Genomic DNA, 22305 nt, shown 5'->3' on the forward strand with positions numbered 1-22305 from the left:
GCGTCGGGCGGCGGCTCATCGGGGCTTGGCAGCGGGCTTTGCGGGCGCCTTTTCGGCGGCCTTCTTCGCGGGCGCCTTCGCGCTCTTCGCGGCTGCGCTCTTCGTGGCTGCGCTCTTCGTGGCTCCGCCGCGCGCGGGCGGCGGCTCGGGCGCGTCGCCGCCGCGCACGAGCGCGAGCACGGCGTCGGCGTGGCCGTCGACCTTCACGCCGCTGAAGACGTGCTTCACCTTGCGGTCGGCACCGATGATGAACGTGCTCCGGATCGTGCCCGTCACCTTCTTGCCGTACATCGTCTTCTCGCCGTAGGCGCCGTAGGCGTTGTGCGCGACGAGGTCCGGATCGCTGAGGAGCGTCACCTCGAGATCGTATTTGTCCCTGAACTTCCGGTGGCGATCGACGGAGTCGCGGGAGACGCCGAGCACGACGGCGCCGGCCTCGGCGAACGCGTCGAGCCCGGCGGAGAAGGCCTGGGCCTCCCGCGTGCAGCCGGGGGTGTCGTCCTTCGGATAGAAGTAGAGGACGACCGTCTTGCCCGGGAAATCGGCGAGGCCTACCTTCTTGCCGCTGTCGCTCTCGAGGGAGAAATCCGGGGCACGGTCGCCTACGTTCACCATCGCTCGCTCGCTCCTTGTCTGCTCGGGCGCAGGGGGGACTGACCCCCTCCGGCGCCGCGGCGGGCACGATACACGCGGCGTCGCCGGCGCACCACAGAGCTGCCCCGGAAGCGCGCCCGCGGCCGGTCCGAGGCGGCGAGTCGGCGTGGCCTCGGCCCCGGAGGCGCGGGGGCGTCAGGGCCACCCCGGATCCGGCTCAGGCGGAGCGTGAATTCCGTCCCAGAGCGCCCGCACGGCGGGGGCGGGCCACGCCTCCCGGAGCCGCGGCCGCGGCGGGCCGCCCCACGGCGCCCACGAGCCGTCGTGCGGGTGCCGGCGCGCCCACTCGTACATCGCGTCGCGCGCGGCGCGGTCCGCCATGGCGTCGTAGATGCGCATCCCGGCGGCGATGCGCCGGTCGAGGAGCGCGAAGCCGCCGACCCGGATCGGCGCCTGCGCGCACGGCAGCACGACCGGGGTCTCCTGCCCCAGCGCCTCGGCGAGCGCGAGGAGCGCCCGCGCGTTGGAGAACCGGGGGTGGTGCACGACGCGCCGCTCGATGAGGTTCTGCTCGTTGGTCACGAGATCTCGCACGAGGGCGCGCTCGAGCGCGGGGTGCGGCTGGCCGGCCCGCCGCGCGGCCTCGTGCCTGGCCCACGCGCCGCGGATGAACTGCGAGCACCGGCCCGGCGGGAGCTCGGCGCTCTGCCCGAGCAGGTGGTGGAGCACATGATACCAGGCGTCGAAGAAGATGAGGTGATTGGCGCGCTCCAGGAAGAGGAAGCTCTCCCGCAGCGCCGACGGGGCGATCGCGCCCTCGCGGCGGTCCAGGGCCGCCGCGATCTCGGTCATCAGGGCGCCCGCGTTGCGCGACACGAGGTGCGCCATGAGCAGCCAGGGCAGATCCGGCGGATGGGCGCGGGTGAGCGCGTAGAGCTCCAGGTAGCTCTCCGTGCGCGCCACGTTGTCGACGTTTCGCGCGTCGAGCTCGTCGAGCAGCGCCGTGAGGCGCGCTGTACCGATGCGGCCCGACGCTTCCGAGCACACCGCCTCGACCATACCGGGCGCTCTGCATGAGGCCGGCCACGCCGACTCCGCAGCTTTCCGGATTTCCTCGCGGCGGCGACGGCGGAGCGAAGAGCCCGGCCGGCGGGGCGCGCGGAGGGTGGCGGAGGGTGAACCGATGTGACGATGCGAACGCCGCCTGGCGGCGCGGCGGAGGAGCGCCCTGGGCCGGCTTGCCGCAGCGGGGCCGCCGAGGTACCAACAGGCACATTCGCACGACGCGCCGGACCGCGTCATCGCGCGTCGTCGAGGAGACGACACCCGCGCCGCCGGAGGAGATCATGACCCTACCTGTCCCCGTGTACATCGTCGCAGCGGCCCGGACGCCGATCGGCGCGTTCCAGGGAGCGCTCTCGCCCCTGCCCGCCCCGCGCCTGGGCGAGGTCGCCATCCGGGCGGCCCTCGAGCGGGCGAGCCTCTCTCCCGATGCCGTCGGGGAGGTCTTCCTGGGCAATGTCCTGTCCGCCGGCATCGGGCAGGCGCCGGCCCGGCAGGCCGCCATCTATGCCGGCATCCCGAGCAAGGTCCCGGCCACCACGGTGAGCAAGGTGTGCGGCTCGGGGCTCCAGGCGGTCATCTTCGGCGCGAAGACGGTGGCGCTCGGCGACGCGGACGTGGTGGTCGCGGGCGGCATGGAGTCGATGTCGAACGTGCCTTACTACCTCCCGCAGGCGCGCTCCGGCTACCGCATGGGCGACGGCAAGCTCGTGGACGGGATGATCCACGACGGCCTCTGGGACCCGTACGGCAACTTCCACATGGGCACGGCGGGCGAGGCGTGCGCCAAGGAGCACGGCTTCTCGCGCGAGGCGCAGGACGAGTACGCGAAGGAGAGCTTCCGCCGGGCGCTCGCGGCCCAGCGCGAGGGGCTCTTCGCCGCGGAGATCGCGCCCGTCGCCGTCCCGCAGAAGAAGGGCGACGCGGTGGTCGTGAAGGACGACGAGGGCCCGCCGGCCGGCAAGCCCGAGAAGTTCGCCTCGCTGAAGCCCGCCTTCCAGAAGGACGGGACGATCACGGCGGCCAACGCCTCGTCGATCAACGACGGCGCGAGCGCGCTGGTCCTGGCGAGCGAGCGGGCCGTGAAGGAGCACAAGCTCACGCCGCTCGCGCGGATCGTCGGCTACGGCGGCGCCGCGCAGGCGCCCGAGTGGTTCACCACGGCGCCGGCCGCGGCGATCGCGAACACCACGAAGAAGCTCGGCCTGACGACGGACCAGATCGACCTCTACGAGGTGAACGAGGCGTTCGCGGTGGTGGCGCTCGCCGTGAACAAGCTCGCCGGGATCGACGCCCAGAGGGTCAACGTCCGCGGCGGCGCGGTCGCGCTGGGCCACCCGATCGGCGCGAGCGGGGCGCGCATCCTGACGACGCTGCTCTTCGCCATGAAGGACCGGGGCGCGAAGCGCGGGCTCGCCACGCTCTGCATCGGCGGCGGCGAGGCGCTCGCGGTCGTCGTGGAGCGGTGATCCGGCCGCGGGCCATCGCGGCGGGCGCGGAGGCGTTCGCCGCGCGCACGCCGACGCTGCCGCCGGCGACCCACACGAACAGCTACGCCCTCGGCGGCCGCGAGGTGCTGCTCGTCGAGCCGGCCACGCCCTACGAGGACGAGCGCCGCGATTGGCTCGCGTGGGCGCGCGGCCTCGCCTCGCGGGGTCGGTCGATCGTGGCGATCGCGGTGACCCACCACCACGCCGACCACGTGGGGGGCGCGCGCTTCTTCGCGGCCGAGCTCGGGGTGCCGATCTGGGCGCACGCCGAGGCGGCGCCGCGCCTGCGTGACGTCCTGCACGACGTCCCGGTCGCGCGCCGCCTCTCGGACGGGGAGGTGGTGCGGCTCGACGGGCCGGCGCCGACGGCGCTGCGCGTGCTCCACACGCCGGGGCACGCGCCGGATCACCTCTGCTTCCTCGACGAGGCGGAGGGGGTCCTGGTCTGCGGCGACATGGTGGCCGGCGTGGGGACGATCCTCATCGATCCCCGGGAGGGCGACATGGCGGAGTACCTCGCGCAGCTCGAGCGGCTCGCGGCGCTCGGCGCCCGGGTCGCCCTGCCGGCGCACGGCGAGCCGATCGACGCGCCCGAGGCGCTGTTCCGGCGCTACGTCGCGCACCGGCGGATGCGCGAGCAGCGGGTGCTCGAGGCGCTCGAGGCGGTGGCCGGCGAGGGCGGCGCGTCGCTCGAGGAGCTCCTGCCGGTCGCCTACGCGGACACGGCGCTGGCGCTCTGGCCGATCGCGCGGCTGAGCCTCGAGGCGCACCTGATCAAGCTGGAGCGCGAAGGCCGGGCCGTGCGCCGCGACGGCCGATGGCGGCGGGCGGCCGGCGGGGGCTGACCGCGCGCTGGTCCGGAATCGGCCGGTCGCATGCTCACGAGGGCAGCGAGAACGCGATCCCGCCGAACGCGCCGAACGCGGACAGCACGATCGCGTCCTCCTGCCTGACCAGCGGACCGAGCACGAGCATGCGGCCGCCTCGCTGCGGCGAGCGCGAAACGGCGAGCGCGAACGATTGACAGCCATGTACGGAGCGGCTTAAGAGAGAATTCGGGCGCGAGGCCACCGTTGTCGTAGGGGCATCATGCAAGACGCCGTCATCGTGGTGGGGGCCATCGGCGCGGTCGCGCTGCTCGTGACGCTGGTGCTCGGGAGTGTGCGCGCGGCGGGCCGCCGGCACGATCTGGACCGGGCTTCGAGCAAGACGAACGTCGACGCGAACGGGCAGTTCGTCTTCAATGTGCCTGCGCGGGACAACCCCGTCGCCGTGTTCCTCCGGTTCGACGTCGCCAAGGCGTCCACCGCGGACGATGCTTATGGATTGGCTGTCATCGTGGAGAGCTACCGCGACGGGGCTTATCGCGACGGCCAGAGGCTCTCGCACATCGAATGGCTCACGGGCGTCCAAGCCGTGGCGAGCCCGAACATGGACGCGCGAAAGGTCGAGTCGCTCGAGGCTCCCCTGGAGGGGGCCAACCGGGTCGTCGCGTCGTTCGTGATCGCCGAGGTGCCCGCGGGGTCTTCGATCGAGCTCCGAGGACGAGCGCGCACATCCCCTGGGACCACGCTCACCACGGCCACGGTCTACGTGCCTGGCGAGGGGTGAGGATCTCGCCGCGTCCTATCGCGGCCGCTCATCCCACCTCATCGCAGGCGAAGAGTTGCTCGACCGCGTCGAGGACGACTTGCTCCACGCGGTCCCGCTCGAGCTCGGACGGGTGGGCGACGCGGATGAGGTCGGTCTGGATTCGACTCACTTCCAGATAAGCGAGGACATCTTTTCGCCCGTGGCGGACGATGACGCAATACGCGATGAGGTTCGCCCAGCCGGGCGGCGCGCCGCGGATGCCGAGCCGAAGCTCGACGCTGGGCCGCTCCTTGCCGCCGTCGAGGCATGCGATATGCGGATCTATCGCACGCGGACCTGTCGGGCGCTGATTTCACGGGCGCGGGGATGTTCCGGACCAAGCTGCACCGAGCGAGGCGCGAGAGCGCATCGATCCCGCTGCTCGCCGGCTGGCTGGGCGATGACGAGGCGCTCGCCGAGAAAGAAGATTTCCGTCCCAAGCACGGGCGCACGCGCGAGGAAGAGGACGCATCGAGGTGACGTGGAGGCATCATGCAGAGCAACGCAAGCAGGACAACGGTGAATGAGGAGCCTTCGTCTCCGCCTCATAGCGAACGGAGAATCGTGGAGGATCTCGGGCCGCGCCTCGAGACGGGTATCGTACAGAGCGTCGCGCGGCTCTCGACCCGGATGGGGGAGGTGACGCGCGACGCCAGGCGCGCGAAGAGCTGCCTTGTCGCGCCCGAAGCAGGGGACAAGGTGCTGTGCGCGCTCGACGGCGAGACGGTGTACGTGCTCGCGGTGCTCGAGGGGCGGCCCGAGGGGACGCGCGTCGCGGTCGAGGGCGCGCTCGATATCGTCGCGCAGGGCGGTCGCGTCAGCGTGCGGAGCGCCGATTCGGTGGACGTGAAGGGCGGCAAATCGGTCTCGATCGCGGGTCCGAAGCTCGACGTGCGGGCGGCCGATGGCTCGATCGCGATAGACCAGCTCGGTTATCTTGGCAAGCGCGTCATGGCCGAGGTTGGCAAAGCGGTGGTCGCGGCGCGGGAGCTGGACAGCCTGGCCGATCGAGTCATGCAGCGGGCAAGGCGGGTCTTTCGTTTCGTAGAGGAGGTCGATCAAACGAGGGCGTCGCGTCGGGCACGGTGATGGGGCCCGCGAGGACGGTGACGGCAGCCTTCACTTGTCTCGTCGGGAGCATGCCGCTCGCTCGGCTGACGAGCATGACGATTCAGAACAACACGAATGCACCGGGGATGAAGATTGTCCCGAGCGTGACGAACGTGCTCGTGCTGGCGCCTTGGACGGCGCTCGGCGACGCGGGCGTGGTGGTCACGGCGCTGCGCGTGCTCCACACGCCGGGCCACGCGCCGGATCACCGCTGCTTCCTCGACGACGCCGAGGGGTCCTCGGTCTGCGGCGACATGGTGGCCGGCGTGGGGACGATCCTCATCGATCCCCGGGAGGGCGACGGCCGCGACGGCCGATGGCGGCGGGCGGCCGGCGGCGGGGCGTGGCGCCGGCCGCGCGGCCTGACGGAGGGGTCACTTCGCGGCGGCGTCGCTCCTCGCGCGCTGCGCGTCGCGCGCGCGCTGCCGCTCGGCGACCCGGCGCGCCCGCTCGGAGCGCTCCGAGGCGATCTGGCTCGGGGACTTGGTGCCCGCCTTGATGGCCTGGGCGGCCCAGAACTTCGCGGCCTCCTTGCTGGACATGGCGCACTCCTCGCCCTCGTTGCAGGCCATGCGGGGGCTCTGGCGCTGCGCGGCGTCCCGCGGCGCGGCCGCGCGCTCCTTCCCCGGCGCGGCCGGCGCCCCGGCCGACCGCCCGGCCCACGCGCGGCGCGCCCCGGCGCTCGAGGCGGTGCACTCCCCCGCGTCGCTGCAGTTCATGCGCGACTCGGCCTTGCTCCTGAGCGGCGACGGCTGCGCCGCCCTGCGCCCGGCGTCGGCGCGCGCCTCCGTGCGGCTCCTGTGGGCCGCCGCCGCGCGGGAGGAGCAGTCCGCGCCCATGTCGGAGCAGCGGATCCGCTCCTGCGCGTGCCCGCGGGGGACGCGGATCGGATCGGCGCGCTCGACGCGCGAGTACCGCCCGGCGGCCTGGTCCCGCGGCGCGCGGTGATGGACCCGATCGACGATGTCGCCGCGCGCCCTGAGGACCTGGAGTTGCCGCGGCTCGCGCGAGGCGCGGCCGCCCTCGGCGAACGCCACGCCGGCGCACAGGGACACCGCGACGAGGGTGGAAACCATTGTGGATATTTTCATTGCTGCTCCTCGCTCTCCACGCAGCGTGGGTGGACGACCCACGTCGTTTCCGGCGAGCGCGCCATGCTCGCGGGTGCTCGCCCGCCGTGATCGAGGCGCAAGCAAGAGCGACACCAGCACGGAATTGCCGGAAATCACTCCGATATAGGCGATGCCGTCACATTGCTAACGCCGCTGGGCGCGCGTGGAACGGGCGGCGGGTGACGGCGGCGCAGGTCGGGCTCACAGGGGCACGGGCGCGCCGGCCTTCGTCGCGCGGCGCTTGGCCTCGGCCCGGCGCCGCCGCTCGTAGGCGCTCGTCGACTCGCGCACGATGTCCGGCCGGTCCCGGAACACGAACCGCGCCGCCGCGCGCACCGTCGAGATCCGCGCGTTCAGGAGCCCGATCACCTTGTTGCGGAGGACGAGCGCGTCGCGCGCCTTTTCACCGAGCCCGGCGCTCTGGGTGTCGTGCGCCCGGAGCGCGGCCGCGAGCTCCTTGGCCTCGTCGAGCATGGCCACATCGAACCCGCCGAGGCCGTCCATCGCCTCGCGGTGGGGCGCCGCGAGGGTGGCGTAGTCGTCGAGGGCCAGCGCGAGCGCGTCGGCGGTGGCGGGGTCGTCCGCGTGGGCCTGTCCGAGCTTGGCGAGCCGCGCGTCGTTCTCGTCCTCGACGCCGTCGTCGAACAGCCATTCGAGCGTCGCGGTGATCTCGTCGAGGACGACCTGCCCGCGCTCGAAGGGGCTCGCCTTCTTCGGGTCCACGGCGAGCAGGTAGCGCGTGCCCGCCTCCACGGCGGCGCGCTGGAGCGAGAGGATCTCCTCGCCGGTCTTCGCGGTCAGGGCGTTTGCGTTCTTCTTCTTGCTCGCCGCCATTTCGAGGCCGCGGCGCACCACCTTTCCGTCCTTCACCTCCGGCTTCCAGTAGGCCTTGTGGAACCTCGCGACGTCGACCGCTTCGCCGAACAGCACGTGAAGGGGCACGGAGAGGGAGAGCTCGCCATCTCCCGGAGCGGCGAGCGCCTCGCTCATCCACAGGTCCAGATCGGTCTTGGCTTTGGGCATCGGAATCTCCTGATGTACCGAGGGGGGTTGTTCATGGGGAGTGACGTCCTCCCCGAGCATTCCGGGGTAACGACGTCCGCGAGGAGCGGCAAGGGGTCGAGACGCGGTGGCGCGGGCAAAGCAAGAAGTTGGCGAACGTGATGAGGGGATGATGTGAAGGAGCGATGCATGAATCCAGCGATGGTGTCCATGAGTCTCGCGGCGGCGTCCAGGAACCGATCTGCTTCGTCCAGGAACCGATCCGCCTCGTCCAGGAACCGATCCGCCTCGTCCAGGAACCGATCCGCCTCGTCCAGGAACCGATCCGCCTCGTCCAGGAACCGATCCGCCCCGTCCAGGAACCGATCCGCCTCGTCCAGGAACCGATCCGCCCCGTCCAGGAACCGATCCGCCCCGTCCAGGAACCGATCCGCCTCCTCCAGGAACCGATCTGCCTCGTCCAGGAACCGCTCCGCCTCGTCCAGTGAGCCGTTCGCCGGGCGCCCATGCCTCGCCCGCCGCCGCCCGAGTTGCCCGACGCGCCACCCAGGCCCACGTTAACGGTGCGGGGCGCGTTGCGAGCTGACGATGTCGCATCGACGGAATCCCGGGAACATGGGGGACGTTGAAGGCGACATCGCTCGGCCGTCACGGCGGCCATGTTGATTCAGGTTCCAAGGATAGGGGATGGAGGAAACAATGAGCAAAGGTAGCGGTGGCGGTAAGGGTGGCGGTGGCAGTGGCAGCAAGGGTGGTAGTGGTGGTTCCGGAGGCGGTGGCAAGGGCGGCAGCGGCGGCAAAGGTTCGGGCGGCGGCAGTGGCGGCAATTGGCCGAGCACGACGGGCAATCCGTCCGGCGGGGGCAGAGGGAACAACGCTCCTTCGAAGTAGAAGCGCGCGCTGCTGACAACCAGGGCTCGATGCTGCGAGGAGGGCGCGCGCCGACCTCCGCCGTCCGCCCGCGGCGAGGACCATCGCGCGCCGCGGCCGATGCTGGACGCGGCGCGCCCAGGCGGCTCACTCGGGGAAGCGCAAGGTCTCGACCGCGATGCCATCCTCGCCCCAGGTTGCGGGATCCGCGGGGTTGCCGACGCCGCCCGCGCCGGGCTCGCCGAGCTCAAACGTGACGTTCTCCAGCACGAGCTCGGTATCGTCGAGGTGGGCGATGCCGATGGAGTCCCCGCCGCGCCCGCCGCCGCCATAGCCGCCCGGGCCCCCGGAGCCGCCGTCGCCGCCGTCGCACGCGCGGGCAACCGCATCGGGCGAGTAGGCGCCGACGCCCCCGCGCCCCCCGCGGCTGCCGTCCTGGGGCGCCCCTCCGTCGGCCCCAGGCATGGCCGGACCCGTCCCGATCAGGCTATCGCGCACCGTGACCTTGGCGTGGAGCGCGAGGATCGCGATGCTCGGGATGCCGTTGCTGCCCCCCTTCCCGCCGTTGCCGCCGCAGCCGCCGCCGCCGCCCGAGCCTCCGGACGGTCCCGACCGGGAGGCGACGCCGCAGAGGGCGGCGCTCCCGCGAAGACCGCCGCCCCCGCCGCCCCCCTGGCCCGGCTTCCCCCTGGACCCTTCCCAGGCCCGGCTTCCTATCCAGCCGTTCTCGCTGAGACGTCCGATGCCCTGGCCCGGTGCCCCATCGACGCCAGGCGCGCCGTCCTTCCCCGGTTGCCCGTCCTGGCAGCGGCCGTCGCCGTGGTCTCCGGTACCCCCGGCGCCCCAGCGACGGTCATCAGGACTGGCATCGGGCCCCGGCGCGGGTACACCGTCACCGCCGTCGCCGGCGTCACCGCCATCGCCGCTTGCGGTCGCCCCTCCGTCGCCCCCCTTGCCGCCGATCGTCACGGCGCCGTCGTGACAGGAGCTCATCGCCGGAGCCCCGCCGGCCGCGGGGGCCACGGAGCAGCCCTGCACACCGCCGTTGCCAGGCGCGCCTTCGGGCGGATCGGGAAGTGTCCTCGCATCGTCCGCCGCCCTGTAGCGGGGACTCCCGAAGAGCTCGCTGCGAACAATCTCCACGGCGCTGCCGGACCGGACGAGGAGCCCGACGTCCTTCGTGGTCCCGATCCGCACGTTGACGAGCGTCGAGACTCCGTCCGCGGCCCCCGTGTCGTCGGGCCTCGCGGGCTCGATCGTCAACGCCACACCCACGGGGAATGACGAGATGATTGGATCGTCGCTCGGGTTGCTCCGCTTCCACTCGTTGGCGCAATCGAAGCTCCCCACGAGGTCGACGCCGGAGGGCAGCGTGATCGCGCCTGAATGTCTGCTGCAAAGGAACACGCGCCCGCGCCCCGTGCGCGCGAGCGCGATGCCGCGCGGCAGGCTCTGCACCGGCTTGTCCCGCGTACCGGGGTTTTCATCGTCGCCCCCGAACCCGTCGACGAACACGCCGCAGCCGTCCTCTGCCTGGTCGGCGGTGAGGTAACCGCGACAGACCGACTCCGGCGGAGGAGCAGGTGCGCACGACGCCGCGCCACACGGCGCAGAAGGCTGCTCGTCCTCATAGGGACCGAGATCGATCCCGCACCCCACCGCCGCGAGCGGCATCAGCAAGAGCAGTCGTGGGATTTCAATGATCCTCATGGTCTCTCTCGATGTTACGCCCCGCACGGGGGGATCTTCAGCGCGGCGGCTCCTCGGCCTGGGGCACCGCTGGGAACACGTGCAATGGATCCGATTCGCCCCGCCCACCCTTGCCGTCGTCCCCAAGGACACCGCCCCCGGGACCGCCATCGCCAGGGCCTCCGAGCACGAAATCCGGATGTCGTTCAAAGCTCACGTTGGTGATGCCCACGGTGGCAACGCCGATCGAGTGTCCACCCAGGCCACCCCCGCCGTTGCCGCCGTCGCCGCCGTCCCCTCCTTTGCCCCCCTTACAAGCATTCCAATCATCGTTCAATCCATGCTGCCCGCCGAAGCCACCCGGGAAGCCTATGCCACCCGACTGGCCTGTCCCGCCGGCCCCGCCATTGCCGCCGCGACCGGTCACCACCGTACCGGCATCGACCGTGATCTCGGCGCCCCCCAGCACCAGGATTCCGATGCTCGAGCCCCCGTAGCCCCCTCCCTCGCCCGCCTTTCCACCGCAGCCGCCGCTGCCGCCGGAGCCGCCGGCAGCGCCGCCCCGAGGTTGTCCGGCACGGCACTGGATCATGTCGACCCTCGATCGACTCCCGCCGCCGCCCCCGCCGCCCCGGCCGATGCCCCCGAGGCCGCCATCGGCGCCTCGAACGCCCACCCACCCGGTCACGTCGAGGCTGCCAAGGCCGCTCGCACCGGGGCCATGCCGGCCGGGCTCACCGTCCGCGCCCGGCGCTCCGGTCGTGCATCCCGCGCTGCCCGCGCCGAGCCCCCCCTCGCCGGACATCGGATTCGCCACCGAGGAAGGCGCGCCGGGCTGGCCGTCTCCACCTTCATCGACGTACCCATCGCCTCCCTGCCCGCCGATGGACTCGATGCCCCCGTCGCACTCCGTGACCACCGGGGGAGCGCCCGTAGCGACGTCTTCCGTGCACGCGTCCGCACCGTCGTTCCCGTACTCCCCGTCCTTCGCCCGGAGGCGCGGTGCGTCCTCCCCCGGCTCCCCGTCCTTCCCGTCGGCCGTGTGGACCTGGCTATCCACCACCCGGAGCTTCGCCCCCTGGCTCAAGATCATCCCGATCGACGACTTCCCGTCGCTCGCCGACCCTTCGGCGGCCACGACCCGGACCCCGAACACTGTCGAGCTCGCCCCTCCCCCGTCGAGGACCCGGACCGGAACCCCCGCCGGCCCCGGGGCAATGGTGGTCAGCTGGTCCGGCCCCCCGAACGACCACCCGAACGACCAGTCCCCGTCGGCGCAGCGGCGGCCCCCCAAGAGGTCCACGCCCGATGGCAGCACGACCGCCTCCTCGAACGTCTCGCCGCACGCGTACACGCGCCGGGTCGGCGCCTCCCCGTCGCGCCGACCGCCCGCGGCGAGCACGATGGCGCGCCGCAAGGTCTTCACGGGCCTCTCCCGCGTACCCGGGTTGCGGTCGTCGCCCTGCGCGCGCACGAACACCCCGCACGCGTCGAGCGCCGGCGCCCTCCCGGGATCGCCGTCGCACGGCGAGGCCGCGGGCGGCGGCGCAGGGGGGGCGGGCTCGTCGCAGGTCTGCTCTTCCCAGCAGTGGTTCCCCAGGTACATGCACCCCGAGACCACGCTCCCGCCGCACGCGCCCAGCGCGGCGATCGCGAGCGACACCGCGGCCCTCCGCGCCGCCCTGGCCCGCCTCACGCTCGCCTCGCCATCCAGGCCGGTCTCCAAGCCCCTCACCATACTCCCACCGCCACCAGGCCGACCTGCTGCGCCGCCATCGCCGGGACGACCTGAAAACCGCTCCGCGCCGGCGTCGATCGCAGCCACGAGAAGTCCACGAAGAACGACGCGGCGGTCACCGCGCCGACCACGGCCCCCGTCGCGACCAGGGCCGTTCCGACGGCGCCGGACAGATCGCGCTGCTCCCGCATGCGGCGCAGCTCCGGGCACACCGAGGGCTGCGGCGCTGCGCCGCACGCGCCCGAGGTCCACGCCGGATCCCGGTGGAGGCCGACGATGCGCTCGTCGAGGGCCCCGTCGAGGCGGTTCGCCCGGAGCATGAACACCGCCCCCGTCGACGCGGTGGCCGCCGCGACGGCGATCCCCGCGATCCGAAGCGCCCCCGGCCACGACGCCCACGGCCCCGGCCCCGCCGGGGGCGCGGCCGGCGGGGCCGCCGGCGCGACCGGTGCGCTCCGCGTCGCGCCCGGCTCTGGTGCGCGCGCGGGCGCATCGGCCGCGCGCGCGAGCTGCAGCGCCGCGCCGACCGTCATCCCCGCAGCGACCTCGAGCCGCTGCGAGGCCTCCCCGTACCCCGACAGCCGGGCCCGGAGCGTGTACGTCCCCGGTTCGACGAACAGCTCGTGGGCCGTGGCGCCCGTGCCGATGGGCTTCCCATCCACGAGGATCTCGGCGTCCGGCGGGGAGGCTGCCACGTAGACCCTCCCGACGTGCTCGACGGCCTTGTTGAACGCGCGCGTGAACCTGCGAAGGAGCGTTTGATCCAGGGCGGCGTCATGCGCGAGGCTCTGCCCGAGGTGCTCGGCGGCCTCCCGGTGCTTGCCCTGCTCCAGCTCGCAGAGCCCCAGAACCCCGAGCAGCTCGGCCCGCTGAGGCGCGGGCACCCAGGCGGCGCCGGGCACCGCCAGGACGGCTTCGAAGCTCGCCTCCGCCTCGGCCCACCGCCGCGCGAAGAAGGCACGCCGGGCCTGCTGGTGCGCGTTCGTCGCCGCGCTCTGCGCCGCCCTCGACCCCTCGAGCGCCGGCTCCGCGCGCGCGAGCCCGACGCCGCTAGCCAACCCAACAAGAAAGCAGATCCCGCCCACGACCGAGCGCAAGCGCATCATGCGGCCCACTGTACCGACGAAGCCGCCTGCCCAGCAACCGCGCTTGCGCGCCGAGCGCTGCGCTTTGCATGGCAAATCCGAAGCCACGCTCGTAACGTATCCCACCGAGACGCCACCCGGTCGTCATCCCCGTGTGGGCGCATCTTCGCGCACCGTTTCGTCGTCGCGCCGGTCGATTGGGTCACCTCTTTTCGCGCCTGAATCATCTGGACGTGCATGGACGTGACCAACTCGACGAGCCTGGACGGCGCAGCCCCTTGTCCGCTCGGTTCCGACCGCTTCCGCCGGCTCGCGCGCGCCATGCGCGTGCCGGCTCAGGACATCGACGACGTCGTCCAGCAGGCGTGGCTTCGCATCCTGGAGAACCGCGCGCGCGTCGGCATGGCGAGGGACGCCGCGGCATATGCGGACCAGATCGTCAGAAACGAGGCGCGCACCAGCCGGCGGCGAGCGCGCCGCCGGGAAGAGGTGATCACACCGCTCCAGGGCGAGGAGCCTTCAGACGAGCGGCCGGGCCCGGAAGCGTCCGTGATCGCCCGCCAGCGCGCTGCCGTCCTCTGGCAGTTCATCGACAAGCTCGACGACGCGCGCCGCACGGTCTTCGTCGAGCACGAGCTCCTGGGCCGGACGCTCGCCGAGATCGCCTTGGCGCACGCGCTCTCGGAGAACACCGTCAAGTCACGGCTCGCCGCCGCCTGGGATGGCGTCGAGCGAGAGAGGGCGCGCTGGCAGGCGGAGCAGCGGTGGCGCGGGCAGGCCACAGTGCCGTGCGTGGTGCCGTTCTTCTCCGGTACCTGGCTTCACGACGCCTTGCGCGGGCTTGGCCGGTTCAAGCTGCATGGGGCGGCGGCAGCGGCGCTCGTGCTCGGGGCGGGCGCCGCCTGGCCCGGCCCGGCGGCTGGATCCATCGAAGCGCCCCTGCTCGCCGCCTCGGGGCGCGCGCAGCCCGCGGTCGAGATCCCGGCTGGGCCTGCTGACGCGCGCGGCGTGCGGCCGGGAGGGCCCGAGAGCGCGATCGGGCGAGAGGCCGTCACGGCCGCCGCCGTATCCGCCAATCAGGGCAGCTCCACGACAGGCCGCGCGGTATCCGCCGCCATCGAGAGGTCGTCCCGGGGAGGCACCGGCGCGGAGCATGCCCGGATCGACCCGAGGCTCGAGCGCGCGCGCGCGATGCTCGATCTCGGGACCACCGAGGGACAGCTCTCGGCGTGCCGTCTCTTGCACGAGCACCGCGAGCGTCGAGGTCGCGGAGAGCACGCCGCGGAGCGCGACGCGCTCCTCCGGCGGGCGCGCTGCGCGCGCCACCGGTCGCTCTGAGCACAGGAGTGTTCGCGTCGCGCGCGGCAACGCCATCATCCCTCACCCCAGGGCATACGTCGAGTCGCCGTCATGCTGGACATCGACTCCATCGCCGGGCACACGGCGACCATCGACGATGTATTGCGGCGCTGGCGCATACCGAGCAGGGATCGCGCCGACATCGTCCAGGAGGTGCTGCTCGGCGCATGGCAAAGCATGCGCGCCGGGCGGTTCCAGCCGCGGCCGGGGGTCCCGGACGCCGTGGCCTTGAAGCGATGGATCGTCGGCATCAGCTGGCGGCAGGCTTCCCATGACGTGACGCGCGCGCACCGGCGGTACGAGGTCCTCGTGCCGAGCGCGGGTCGCCTCTGCCAGGATCACGCGCCCGCGCCGCTCGAGCAGCTCGAGGCCCGGAGAGCGCTGGACGATCTGAGACGCGTCGACCCCAGGTTTCGAGCCGTCCTCGCCCTCACGGCACAGGGATACACGATCGCGGAGATCGCCGCGGAGCTCGGGCATAACCCGAACACGGTCTCGAATCGTCTGCGGCTCGGCCGGCTGTGGTTCCAGCGCGTACGCCGGAGGTGGCGGAGATTGGCGCGGGCTCGCCGGGAGCACCATCCACGGCGCTGATGGATCCATCCAGAACATCGAATGGTCGGCCGGACGCGCGCCCATCATATCTCTCCTCAACGAAGCGCGGCGCGCCGTGCGCCGCCGAAGAGGAGATCCCATGACCGCTCACCCCACGAAGGCCGTGACACTCTCCCTCCTGGCCCGCATCGAGGCCAAGCCCGGCAAGGAGGCCGAAGTCGAGGCGCTCCTCCGCTCGGCCGTCGGCCTCGCGGCCGAGGAGCCGCGGACGGTGCACTGGTTCGCGCTGCGCATCGGGCCGTCGACGTTCGGCATTTTCGACACCTTCGCGGACGAGGTGGGGCGCAAGGAGCACCTCGAGGGCCGCATCGCGGCCGCGCTCATGGCAAAGGCAGAAGAGCTGCTCGCCGCCGCGCCCGTCATCGAGCACGTCGACATCATCGCCGCGAAGGCTTGACCGGCCGCGGCCGGGCAGCGCGCGCCAGCAGCGTGTCCCAGAAGAGCTGCATGACCGGCGCCGGCGTGCGATCGCCCGAGCGCACCAGCGCGATGGTGCGCCTCAGGGCGGGGTCCACGAGCGGGCGCTGCGACGCCTCCGTCAGCAGCAACGAGTGCTCCGGCATGAAGGCGAAGCCCAGCCCCGCGTGCACGAGGCTCTGGACCCAGTCCTCCCGATCGGTCCGGTATGCCGCATACAGGTCCACGCGCCGCGCGGCGCACACGCCCGCGACCTGCTCGCGCATCTCGCACGCAAGCCGATCCAGGTAGGGCTCGCCGTCCAGATCCTCGAGCCGCAGGCCCTCGCGCGCGGTCAGGCGGTGGCCGGGCGGCAGGACCACGACGTAGCGCTCCTCGTAGAGGGGCGCCACCACACACCAGTCCGGGACAGCGTCGCCGAGGTTCGCGACGATAACGTCGACCTCGGCCTCCTCCAGCCGCCGCAGGAGCTCGCCCTGCGTGGTCACCGCGAGCTCCAGCTCCACCCCCGGCGCCTCCGCGCGGAACGCCGCCAGCGAGCCCGCGAGCCGCGCGGGCCCGATGGTGCAGAGGATGCCCACCCGGAGCGGCACCTGCTTGAGGCGCCGGTGGTTCTCCGCGATCACCTGCACGGCCTGCATGTCGTCCCGCAGCCGCAGAAACCGCGGCAGCACGCCCTGCCCCAGCGCGGTGAGCTTGGCGCCGCCGCGCTCGCGCAGGAGGAGCGGCCCGCCGAGCTCCTCCTCGAGCTTCTTGATGGCGGCCGTGAGCGCGGGTTGCGAGACCGAGCACCGCTCGGCCGCGCGCGTGAAGCTGCGCGTCTCGGTCACCGCCAGGAAATACCGGACCTGATGGATCTCCATGGCCGCGCATCTTCGCCCGGCGACGCCGCCCGCGCCATCCGTCGCGACCGCCCTCGCGCCGCGACGGCCGCGATCACCTCAGCCCGGTCGTGATCACATACCGCGTCTTGCCCGACTCCGGATCATGGCAGTCCTTGTAATACTGTCCGCCCCGGTGGACCTTCCCGCAGTGGTCCTGGCAGCTCCCGACGATTTCGATCATCCCGCAGCCCTCGAGATCCCCGTCCGCGCCCGGGTGGCCGACGGCGCAGTCGCGCCGCGCCGCGCGCGCGATCTCGACGTTCGCGTCGTCGTAGCAGGCGCGCAGGTAGGGCGTCTCCGCGAAGAGGTTCCCCCAGAAGGCGCCTTCGAGATGAGGGTACGTGGAGAGCTCGTCCGACTCGACCTCGCGGCGCAGCGGGTTCTGCGGGGAGCGCATCGAGATGAGGACCGATACGCCGTAACGGTTCGTGTGGGCCGCGAGGCACGCGGAGACCATCTGCTTGCCGTCCTCGTCGAGCGGGCGCCGGTCCCACCGGTCGGCGAGGCCGAGGTGCCCGGTATAAACCTCGTTGTGGGTCGCGCCCGCGGCGTCGGTCCACGAGAAGCGGAACGACTGAGACTCCTTGAACGCGCAGCTGACCGTGTACTTCACCAGCGTCCGGAAGAGCTCGCCGCCCACGCCGGGATCCTTGAGGGCGGAGGCCGCCTCCGGCCTCAACGCGTTGTAGCTGAGCGCGTTGTAGCTCAGCGCATTGTAGCTCAGCGCGTTGTAGCTCAGCGCGTTGTAGCTCAGCGCATTGCCGCTCTCGATCGCGTCGGCGCTCGAGCCGAGCTCCTCTGTTTCACCATCCTCTTCGAACGCCAGCTCGGGCGCGACGCAGCCGTTAGCCACGAGAAGGATGCCAGCGCATCCAAGTACCGCCTTGATATTCACGTGATGAGACCTCGGTAGCGGGCCAAGGGGAGCGCTCACGCTCCCCGATCGCAGCACGCCCTCCGGCCGTCGCTCAACCCAACGACGACCGGGAACTCTCCACGTCTATGGACATCGTACGGCGATTCACCTCGTCTGTCAGCCCTTAAATCGACGTCCCTTGCAGATTCTCCCGTGGGAAAGCGGCGGGTGTTGGAGCGCAGTTGAGCGCACTTGAGCGTAGTTCCGCGCAGTTCCGTTCAGTTGCGCTCAGTTGCGCTCAGTTCCGACCCGCCCCGACCCACTGCGCCGCGAGCTCCAGGGTGCGGGCGTTGTCCGGGACGTGGGAGAGAAAGCGCCTGCGCCACTCGGGGTCGCGGACGCTCTCGGCCCGGCCGAGCAGCCTGTCGCGCGCCGAGGAGATGGCGACCGCGGCCCGGGCCGCGTCGCCGACCGCGGAGAACGCCTCGGCGTGGACCAGCCGGATCATCGACTCGCCCTCCTCGAGCCCGCCGAGCGACTCGAGCGCCGCCAGGGCGTCGCCGGCGGCCGCGAGCGCCTCGGCCGCGCGCCCCAGCCCGATCAGCGCCCGGGCGCGGATCGCCGTGGCCGCGACGCGCAGCGGCGACGCGCTCTCCAGCGCCTCGGCGTGGCGCGCCTCGCGCTCGGCGCCCGCGAAATCGCCGGCGAGCAGGGCGATCTTCGCCAGGTAGGAGCGCGACACCACCTCGGCGCGCGGGTCGCCGAGCCGCTGGCTCGACGCGAGGGCCGCCTCCTCGACGGCCCGCGCCTCGGCGAGCCTGCCGCGGTAGGCGAGGACCTGCCCGAGGCTGGCCTGCGCCGCCGCCGCCACCTCGTGGAGGCCCATCCGCTCCGCGGCCTCCATCACCGAGCGGAGCGCCGCCTCGGCGCCGCCGAAGTCGCCGAGCTCGCCGTAGCAGTAGCCCAGGTTCGCGCGGGTGATGCACGCGTTGCGCCGGTCGCCGACCTGCTCGAACGCCGCGAGCGCGGCCTCCAGGCCGGTGGCGCAGGCGCCGGGATCGCCCCCGCTCATGGCGCGGAAGGCGCGCGCCTGGTGGAGCCCCGCGACCACCTCGGCGCCCGTCCCGGCGCCGGTCGCCGCGCCGTCGGAGAGCGCGCGCTCCACCTCCGCGATGAGCGCGTCGACCACCGCGGGCCGCCCGGCGAAGGCCAAGGTCGAGGCGCCCGCGCAGAGGCACGTGCTCCTCGCGCTCTCCGCGCCCGAGAGCGCGGGCGCGCCGATCGCCGCGCCCATCCACCGCTCCACGCGGTCGAAGCCGCCCAGCTTGCTCGCCGCCGCGACCACCTGCGCGACGGCCGTGAACCACGGCGCCGAGCCGGGGGTGAGGTGCTCCACCGCCGCCGTGCCCCGCTCCTCGGCGAGCGCGAGGTCGCCCCGCCACACGTGCGCCTCGGCCTGGACCAGCCGGAGCGCCCCCACCACCGCGGGCTCCGGCGCGCACGCGAGCCCGCGCTCGGCCCGCGCGATCGCCGCGCCGAGATCGTTGCCCTCCAGGGCGTGCTGCGCCGCGCGCAGGTACGCGGCCGCGGCGCGCGCGGGCACGGCGCCGCGCTCGAAGTGCTCGGCGAGCGCCATGGCGTCGGGCTCGCCCGCGCCCTCCAGCCAGTCGCCCGCCAGGGCGTGGCCGAGCCGCCGGTCGGCCTCGGTCAGCATGCCGTACGCGGCCTCGCGCACGAGCGCGTGGCGGAAGCGGTACTCGACCTCGCCCCGCAGCCGCCCGGGGCCGCGCCGGTGGATCACCTCGCGCCGCTCGAGCTCCGACAGCCAGCGCGTGACCCCGGCGCCGCCGAGCAGCGCGCTCACCCCGCTCGGCCAGAACGCCTGGCCGAAGACGCTCGCCGCCCGCAGCACGCGCCGCGCGTCCGCGTCGAGCGCCTCGATGCGCGCCTGCACCATCGCCAGCACCGTCTCGGGCAGGTCCGCGCCGTGGCCGGCCGCCACCGCCCGGACCTGCTCTTCGAGGTAGAACGGGTTGCCGTCGGCCCGGTCCACCAGCGTGGCCACGAGCTCCGCGCTCACCTCGTCGCCGAGCGCCGCGCGCACGAGCCGCTCGCTCGCCCGCCGCGTGAGCGGCGGCAGCATCAGCTGGTTGCCGAACCTCCCCTTCGCGAGCGCGGGGAAGATCTCGTGCACCTCGGGGCGCCCCAGGCCGAGGACGAGGAACGGCAGGTCCTTCAGGCTCCGGAGCGCCGCCTCGACCATCGTCAGCGTGGGCAGGTCGCCCCACTGGAGGTCCTCGAGGATGAGCACCACCGGCTGCTTCGCGCACTCGGCCCGGATGAACTCCTCCCACGACAGCCGCAGCTGATCGCCCATCAGCAGCCGGTTGCGCCGCGCGGCGCCGACCTGGATGTCGTCGTCCGGGAACGGCGCGCCCACGAGCTCGCCGAGGAAGGCGCTGACCCGCCCCACGTCGAGCTCCGGGTGGCGCTCGACCCGCGCCCGCACCTTGCGCCGCCGCTCTTCCAGCGGCTCGCCGTCGACGATGCCCATCACGCCCCGGAGCGCGCGCGAGAGCAGCCCGAACGCCGAGCCCGAGCTCATCGGGTCGCCTTGGCCGAACCACACCTCGACCCGCTCTGCGCTGTCGCCGTGGGCTCCGTTCGCGCCGTGGGCTCCGTTCGCGCCGTGGGCTCCGTTCGCGCCGTGGGCTCCGTTCGCGCCGTGGGCTCCGTTCGCGCCGTGGGCTCCGTTCGCGCCGCCGGCCCCGCGCTCGCCGCTCGCGCCGCGCGCCGACACCTTGGCGACGAACTCCTGCCGCAGCCGCGATTTGCCCATGCCCGCCGCCGCGACCACCAGCATCGCGCCCGCGGTCGACTCCTCGATGCTCCGCTCGAGCTCCGCGGTCAGCACCGCGAGCTCCCGCTCCCGGCCGACGCACGCCACCGGCTTGCCCAGGAGCGCCGGCGCGGTCGCCACCTTGAGGTCGTCGCGCGCCCCGTGCAGGAAGCGCGCGCCCCCCTCACAGCTCGTCTCGAACCGCCCGCCGAGCAGCCCCGCCGTCACGTCGTCGATGCGCACCGCGGCCGCGGGCGCCGGCTCGCCCCGCGCCGGCAGCAGCTGCACCGCCCGGTCGATGAGCTCCCCCATCGGGATGCGCGACGTGAGCTCCGCCCGCCCCGTGACGAGCGAGACCGGCGCGCCGCCGAGCAGCGCGCGCAGCGCGAGCGCGCAGCGGGCCGCCTGCGCCGCGAGATCGGTGGCGGCCTCGGCGCTCGTCAGCACCACGAGCGGCGACCGCGCGTCGATGAGCTCGATCTGGCCCTGGTAGCGCGCCGCGAGCGCGCGCAGCTCCTCGGCGCGCCCGAGCGCCCGGGCCTGCTCCTCGTCGTGCGAGCGCGTCTCGTCGTCGGGCTCCGAGCGCTCGTGCGCGAGGACGAGGCACGTGACGCGCCGCTCGCTGCTCGTGAGCTCCAGCACGCGCACCGGCGCGGCGGGCTCGCCCCCGGCCGCGGCGCCGGCGCTGCGGAGATCGATCGCGCCGAGCGCCTCGGCCACGGCCGCGCCGTCGCGGGGCCGATCGCCCGGCTGCTTCGCGAGCATGCTGGCGCAGAGCGCGTCGAGCTGCGCCGGCAGCTCGGGGCGGAGCTCGCGGAGGTGCGGCGGCTCGTCGAGGAGCACCTTGACCAGCACGGCGAGCGCGCCGACGCCCTGGAACGCGGCGCGCCCGGTGAGGCACTTGAAGAGCACGCAGCCGAGCGCGAACACGTCGGCGCGGGCGTCGACGCTCCGCTCGCCGCGCGCCTGCTCGGGCGCCATGTACTCCGGGGTCCCGAGGACGGTGCCCGGCATCGTGAGCTGCTGGTCGATCCGGAAGCGCGCGATCCCGAAATCGAGCACCATCACCCGGTCGAGCCGCCCGTCGGCGAGGAGAAGGTTGCTCGGCTTGAGATCGCGGTGCACGACGCCCTGCCGGTGGAGGGCGCCGAGCGTCCCGGCGACGCGCGCGACGACATCGACGCTCTCGGCGGCGGTGAGCCCCCTCTGCACCATGCGCTCGGCGAGCGTCTCGCCGGAGAGCCACTCCATCACCAGATACGGCTTGCCGTCCGCCGTGAGGCCGTGAGCGATGTACCGGACCACACCGGGGATGCGCAGCGCCGAGAGGGCCTCCACCTCGCAGGAGAAGCGGCGCTGCTCGCCCTTGCCGGCGCGGCGAAGCACCTTGAGAGCCACCGTGTCGCCGCGCTCCAGGTCGCGCGCCCGGTAGACGTGGCCCATCCCACCCGAGCCGGCGAGGCCCTCGATCTCGAACCGCTCGTCGACGATCTCTCCCACGTGCATCAGCGGCCGTGGATCCAGCGATATCACGCGTGAGGCTCGCTTCGCTGTAGGGCCTTCCTGCTTTCGCGATGGCGGGTGGGCGAGCGACCGACATGCGGAGTCAGCGCGTCTGCCCAGCGCGGAGCGTCATCACGACCCGGTGCGCCTCGTTACGTAAGACAGCTCATGATTTCTCCCGCGATCACAGCCTGGGTGAAGCGGTCATTGGCCAGAGAGGTCGCTTCCCAAGGTGGGAAGGTGAGAGGATGGTTCGGGCTTTCTCCCTACCTTCCCGCCGCCGCGTGCCATGGACGGCGCGATCGCGCCGCGGGGCGCCGAAGTCGGGTGACCTCGCGCGATGTCGCGAGACGCCCCTCGTCGCGAGGAGCGCGCGCCGGGAGATGCATTCCGTTCGGATGGCACGCTTTTCCAAGAAAAGCGCCGGTGAGCGGCCGCCGGGGCTCCA

Annotated in this window: 20 protein-coding genes and 1 pseudogene; 10 read left to right on the forward strand and 11 right to left on the reverse strand. The window is 73.1% G+C overall.

Annotated features, from left to right (window positions below; translation table 11 throughout):
• Positions 1-15: 15 nt before the first annotated feature.
• Positions 16-615: a peroxiredoxin gene (locus tag WME83_RS41345; protein WP_437315207.1), complete on the reverse strand. Its 600-nt coding sequence runs from the start codon at positions 613-615 to the stop codon at positions 16-18.
• A 174-nt stretch (positions 616-789) separates the two neighbouring features.
• Complete coding sequence (locus WME83_RS41350; protein ID WP_437315208.1) at positions 790-1653, reverse strand: DUF2515 family protein; 864 nt, start codon at positions 1651-1653, stop codon at positions 790-792.
• A 287-nt stretch (positions 1654-1940) separates the two neighbouring features.
• On the opposite strand from WME83_RS41350, the gene WME83_RS41355 reads away from it, so the two are divergent.
• The 3 genes from WME83_RS41355 to WME83_RS41365 all read left to right on the forward strand — a co-directional run bounded on the left by WME83_RS41355 (position 1941) and on the right by WME83_RS41365 (position 4757).
• The gene (locus WME83_RS41355) at positions 1941-3125 is read left to right on the forward strand and encodes a thiolase family protein (protein WP_437315209.1); all 1185 of its coding nucleotides are present in this window, start codon (positions 1941-1943) and stop codon (positions 3123-3125) included.
• Positions 3122-3991, forward strand: a complete 870-nt coding sequence (locus tag WME83_RS41360; protein WP_437315210.1) for an MBL fold metallo-hydrolase — start codon at positions 3122-3124, stop codon at positions 3989-3991. Before WME83_RS41355 ends, WME83_RS41360 begins: the two co-directional genes overlap by 4 nt.
• Positions 3992-4235: 244 nt before the next feature.
• Positions 4236-4757, forward strand: coding sequence for a hypothetical protein (locus WME83_RS41365; RefSeq protein WP_437315211.1), 522 nt, complete (start codon positions 4236-4238; stop codon positions 4755-4757).
• A 28-nt stretch (positions 4758-4785) separates the two neighbouring features.
• Here WME83_RS41365 and WME83_RS41370 read toward each other — a convergent pair whose 3' ends face one another.
• Positions 4786-4908, reverse strand: coding sequence for a hypothetical protein (locus WME83_RS41370; RefSeq protein WP_437315212.1), 123 nt, complete (start codon positions 4906-4908; stop codon positions 4786-4788).
• A 137-nt stretch (positions 4909-5045) separates the two neighbouring features.
• Between WME83_RS41370 and WME83_RS41375 the strand changes: the two genes are divergently transcribed.
• The 3 genes and pseudogenes from WME83_RS41375 to WME83_RS41385 form a co-directional block, all read left to right on the forward strand.
• Positions 5046-5258 (forward strand): pentapeptide repeat-containing protein, encoded by a 213-nt coding sequence (locus WME83_RS41375; RefSeq protein ID WP_437315213.1) that lies wholly within the window; start codon positions 5046-5048, stop codon positions 5256-5258.
• Positions 5259-5408: 150 nt separating this feature from the next.
• Positions 5409-5867 carry a DUF3540 domain-containing protein gene (locus WME83_RS41380; protein WP_437322104.1) on the forward strand — a complete coding sequence of 153 codons (459 nt, stop codon included), beginning with the start codon at positions 5409-5411 and terminating at the stop codon, positions 5865-5867.
• Positions 5846-6019 (forward strand): annotated as a pseudogene (locus WME83_RS41385) (PAAR-like domain-containing protein); the annotation flags it as partial. The gene WME83_RS41380 and the pseudogene WME83_RS41385, both read left to right, overlap by 22 nt.
• Positions 6020-6262: 243 nt before the next feature.
• On the opposite strand, the gene WME83_RS41390 reads toward WME83_RS41385, so the two are convergent.
• Together WME83_RS41390 and WME83_RS41395 are read right to left on the reverse strand one after the other, a co-directional pair.
• Complete coding sequence (locus WME83_RS41390) at positions 6263-6964, reverse strand: hypothetical protein (protein WP_437315214.1); 702 nt, start codon at positions 6962-6964, stop codon at positions 6263-6265.
• A gap of 237 nt (positions 6965-7201) precedes the next feature.
• Positions 7202-8023 (reverse strand): hypothetical protein, encoded by an 822-nt coding sequence (locus WME83_RS41395; RefSeq protein ID WP_437315215.1) that lies wholly within the window; start codon positions 8021-8023, stop codon positions 7202-7204.
• 164 nt (positions 8024-8187) lie between these two features.
• On the opposite strand from WME83_RS41395, the gene WME83_RS41400 reads away from it, so the two are divergent.
• The gene (locus WME83_RS41400; RefSeq protein WP_437315216.1) at positions 8188-8490 is read left to right on the forward strand and encodes a hypothetical protein; all 303 of its coding nucleotides are present in this window, start codon (positions 8188-8190) and stop codon (positions 8488-8490) included.
• A 529-nt stretch (positions 8491-9019) separates the two neighbouring features.
• Here the strand turns inward: WME83_RS41400 and WME83_RS41405 are convergent.
• The 3 genes from WME83_RS41405 to WME83_RS41415 are packed head-to-tail and all read right to left on the reverse strand — an operon-like array spanning position 9020 to position 13405.
• Positions 9020-10582, reverse strand: a complete 1563-nt coding sequence (locus WME83_RS41405) for a hypothetical protein (protein ID WP_437315217.1) — start codon at positions 10580-10582, stop codon at positions 9020-9022.
• Between the two features lie 37 nt (positions 10583-10619).
• A complete protein-coding gene (locus WME83_RS41410) occupies positions 10620-12299 on the reverse strand; it encodes a hypothetical protein (protein ID WP_437315218.1) in 1680 nt (559 codons plus the stop codon).
• Positions 12293-13405, reverse strand: a complete 1113-nt coding sequence (locus WME83_RS41415; RefSeq protein ID WP_437315219.1) for a PEGA domain-containing protein — start codon at positions 13403-13405, stop codon at positions 12293-12295. The genes WME83_RS41410 and WME83_RS41415 overlap by 7 nt, the downstream gene beginning before the upstream one ends.
• A 216-nt stretch (positions 13406-13621) precedes the next feature.
• Here WME83_RS41415 and WME83_RS41420 point away from each other — a divergent pair, with 216 nt between their 5' ends.
• From WME83_RS41420 to WME83_RS41430, 3 genes are all read left to right on the forward strand, one after another.
• A complete protein-coding gene (locus tag WME83_RS41420; RefSeq protein WP_437315220.1) occupies positions 13622-14722 on the forward strand; it encodes an RNA polymerase sigma factor in 1101 nt (366 codons plus the stop codon).
• Between the two features lie 72 nt (positions 14723-14794).
• A complete protein-coding gene (locus WME83_RS41425) occupies positions 14795-15337 on the forward strand; it encodes an RNA polymerase sigma factor (RefSeq protein ID WP_437315221.1) in 543 nt (180 codons plus the stop codon).
• Between the two features lie 100 nt (positions 15338-15437).
• Positions 15438-15755: a putative quinol monooxygenase gene (locus WME83_RS41430; RefSeq protein ID WP_437315222.1), complete on the forward strand. Its 318-nt coding sequence runs from the start codon at positions 15438-15440 to the stop codon at positions 15753-15755.
• On the opposite strand, the gene WME83_RS41435 is transcribed toward WME83_RS41430, so the two are convergent.
• From WME83_RS41435 to WME83_RS41445, 3 genes are all read right to left on the reverse strand, one after another.
• Complete coding sequence (locus WME83_RS41435) at positions 15736-16638, reverse strand: LysR family transcriptional regulator (protein ID WP_437315223.1); 903 nt, start codon at positions 16636-16638, stop codon at positions 15736-15738. The two genes, WME83_RS41430 and WME83_RS41435, sit on opposite strands and share 20 nt — an antisense overlap.
• A gap of 73 nt (positions 16639-16711) precedes the next feature.
• On the reverse strand, positions 16712-17512 hold the full coding sequence (locus WME83_RS41440; RefSeq protein ID WP_437315224.1) for a hypothetical protein: 801 nt from the start codon (positions 17510-17512) through the stop codon (positions 16712-16714).
• Positions 17513-17813: 301 nt separating this feature from the next.
• On the reverse strand, positions 17814-21860 hold the full coding sequence (locus tag WME83_RS41445) for a serine/threonine-protein kinase (protein WP_437315225.1): 4047 nt from the start codon (positions 21858-21860) through the stop codon (positions 17814-17816).
• Positions 21861-22305: the final 445 nt, after the last annotated feature.

The organism is Sorangium sp. So ce385 (genome assembly GCF_051474135.1).
GTDB classification, from domain to species: domain Bacteria; phylum Myxococcota_A; class Polyangia; order Polyangiales; family Polyangiaceae; genus Sorangium; species Sorangium cellulosum_D.

Excerpts from the sequence above, each read along its gene's own strand:
- WME83_RS41345 (WP_437315207.1), bottom strand. The coding sequence starts at position 615 with ATGGTGAACGTAGGCGACCGTGCCCCGGATTTCTCCCTCGAGAGCGAC.
- WME83_RS41350 (WP_437315208.1), bottom strand. The coding sequence starts at position 1,653 with ATGGTCGAGGCGGTGTGCTCGGAAGCGTCGGGCCGCATCGGTACAGCG.
- WME83_RS41355 (WP_437315209.1), top strand. The coding sequence starts at position 1,941 with ATGACCCTACCTGTCCCCGTGTACATCGTCGCAGCGGCCCGGACGCCG.
- WME83_RS41365 (WP_437315211.1), top strand. The coding sequence starts at position 4,236 with ATGCAAGACGCCGTCATCGTGGTGGGGGCCATCGGCGCGGTCGCGCTG.
- WME83_RS41375 (WP_437315213.1), top strand. The coding sequence starts at position 5,046 with ATGCGATATGCGGATCTATCGCACGCGGACCTGTCGGGCGCTGATTTC.
- WME83_RS41380 (WP_437322104.1), top strand. The coding sequence starts at position 5,409 with ATGGGGGAGGTGACGCGCGACGCCAGGCGCGCGAAGAGCTGCCTTGTC.
- WME83_RS41390 (WP_437315214.1), bottom strand. The coding sequence starts at position 6,964 with ATGGTTTCCACCCTCGTCGCGGTGTCCCTGTGCGCCGGCGTGGCGTTC.
- WME83_RS41395 (WP_437315215.1), bottom strand. The coding sequence starts at position 8,023 with ATGCCCAAAGCCAAGACCGATCTGGACCTGTGGATGAGCGAGGCGCTC.
- WME83_RS41400 (WP_437315216.1), top strand. The coding sequence starts at position 8,188 with ATGCATGAATCCAGCGATGGTGTCCATGAGTCTCGCGGCGGCGTCCAG.
- WME83_RS41405 (WP_437315217.1), bottom strand. The coding sequence starts at position 10,582 with ATGAGGATCATTGAAATCCCACGACTGCTCTTGCTGATGCCGCTCGCG.
- WME83_RS41410 (WP_437315218.1), bottom strand. The coding sequence starts at position 12,299 with ATGGTGAGGGGCTTGGAGACCGGCCTGGATGGCGAGGCGAGCGTGAGG.
- WME83_RS41415 (WP_437315219.1), bottom strand. The coding sequence starts at position 13,405 with ATGATGCGCTTGCGCTCGGTCGTGGGCGGGATCTGCTTTCTTGTTGGG.
- WME83_RS41420 (WP_437315220.1), top strand. The coding sequence starts at position 13,622 with ATGGACGTGACCAACTCGACGAGCCTGGACGGCGCAGCCCCTTGTCCG.
- WME83_RS41425 (WP_437315221.1), top strand. The coding sequence starts at position 14,795 with ATGCTGGACATCGACTCCATCGCCGGGCACACGGCGACCATCGACGAT.
- WME83_RS41430 (WP_437315222.1), top strand. The coding sequence starts at position 15,438 with ATGACCGCTCACCCCACGAAGGCCGTGACACTCTCCCTCCTGGCCCGC.
- WME83_RS41435 (WP_437315223.1), bottom strand. The coding sequence starts at position 16,638 with ATGGAGATCCATCAGGTCCGGTATTTCCTGGCGGTGACCGAGACGCGC.
- WME83_RS41445 (WP_437315225.1), bottom strand. The coding sequence starts at position 21,860 with ATGCACGTGGGAGAGATCGTCGACGAGCGGTTCGAGATCGAGGGCCTC.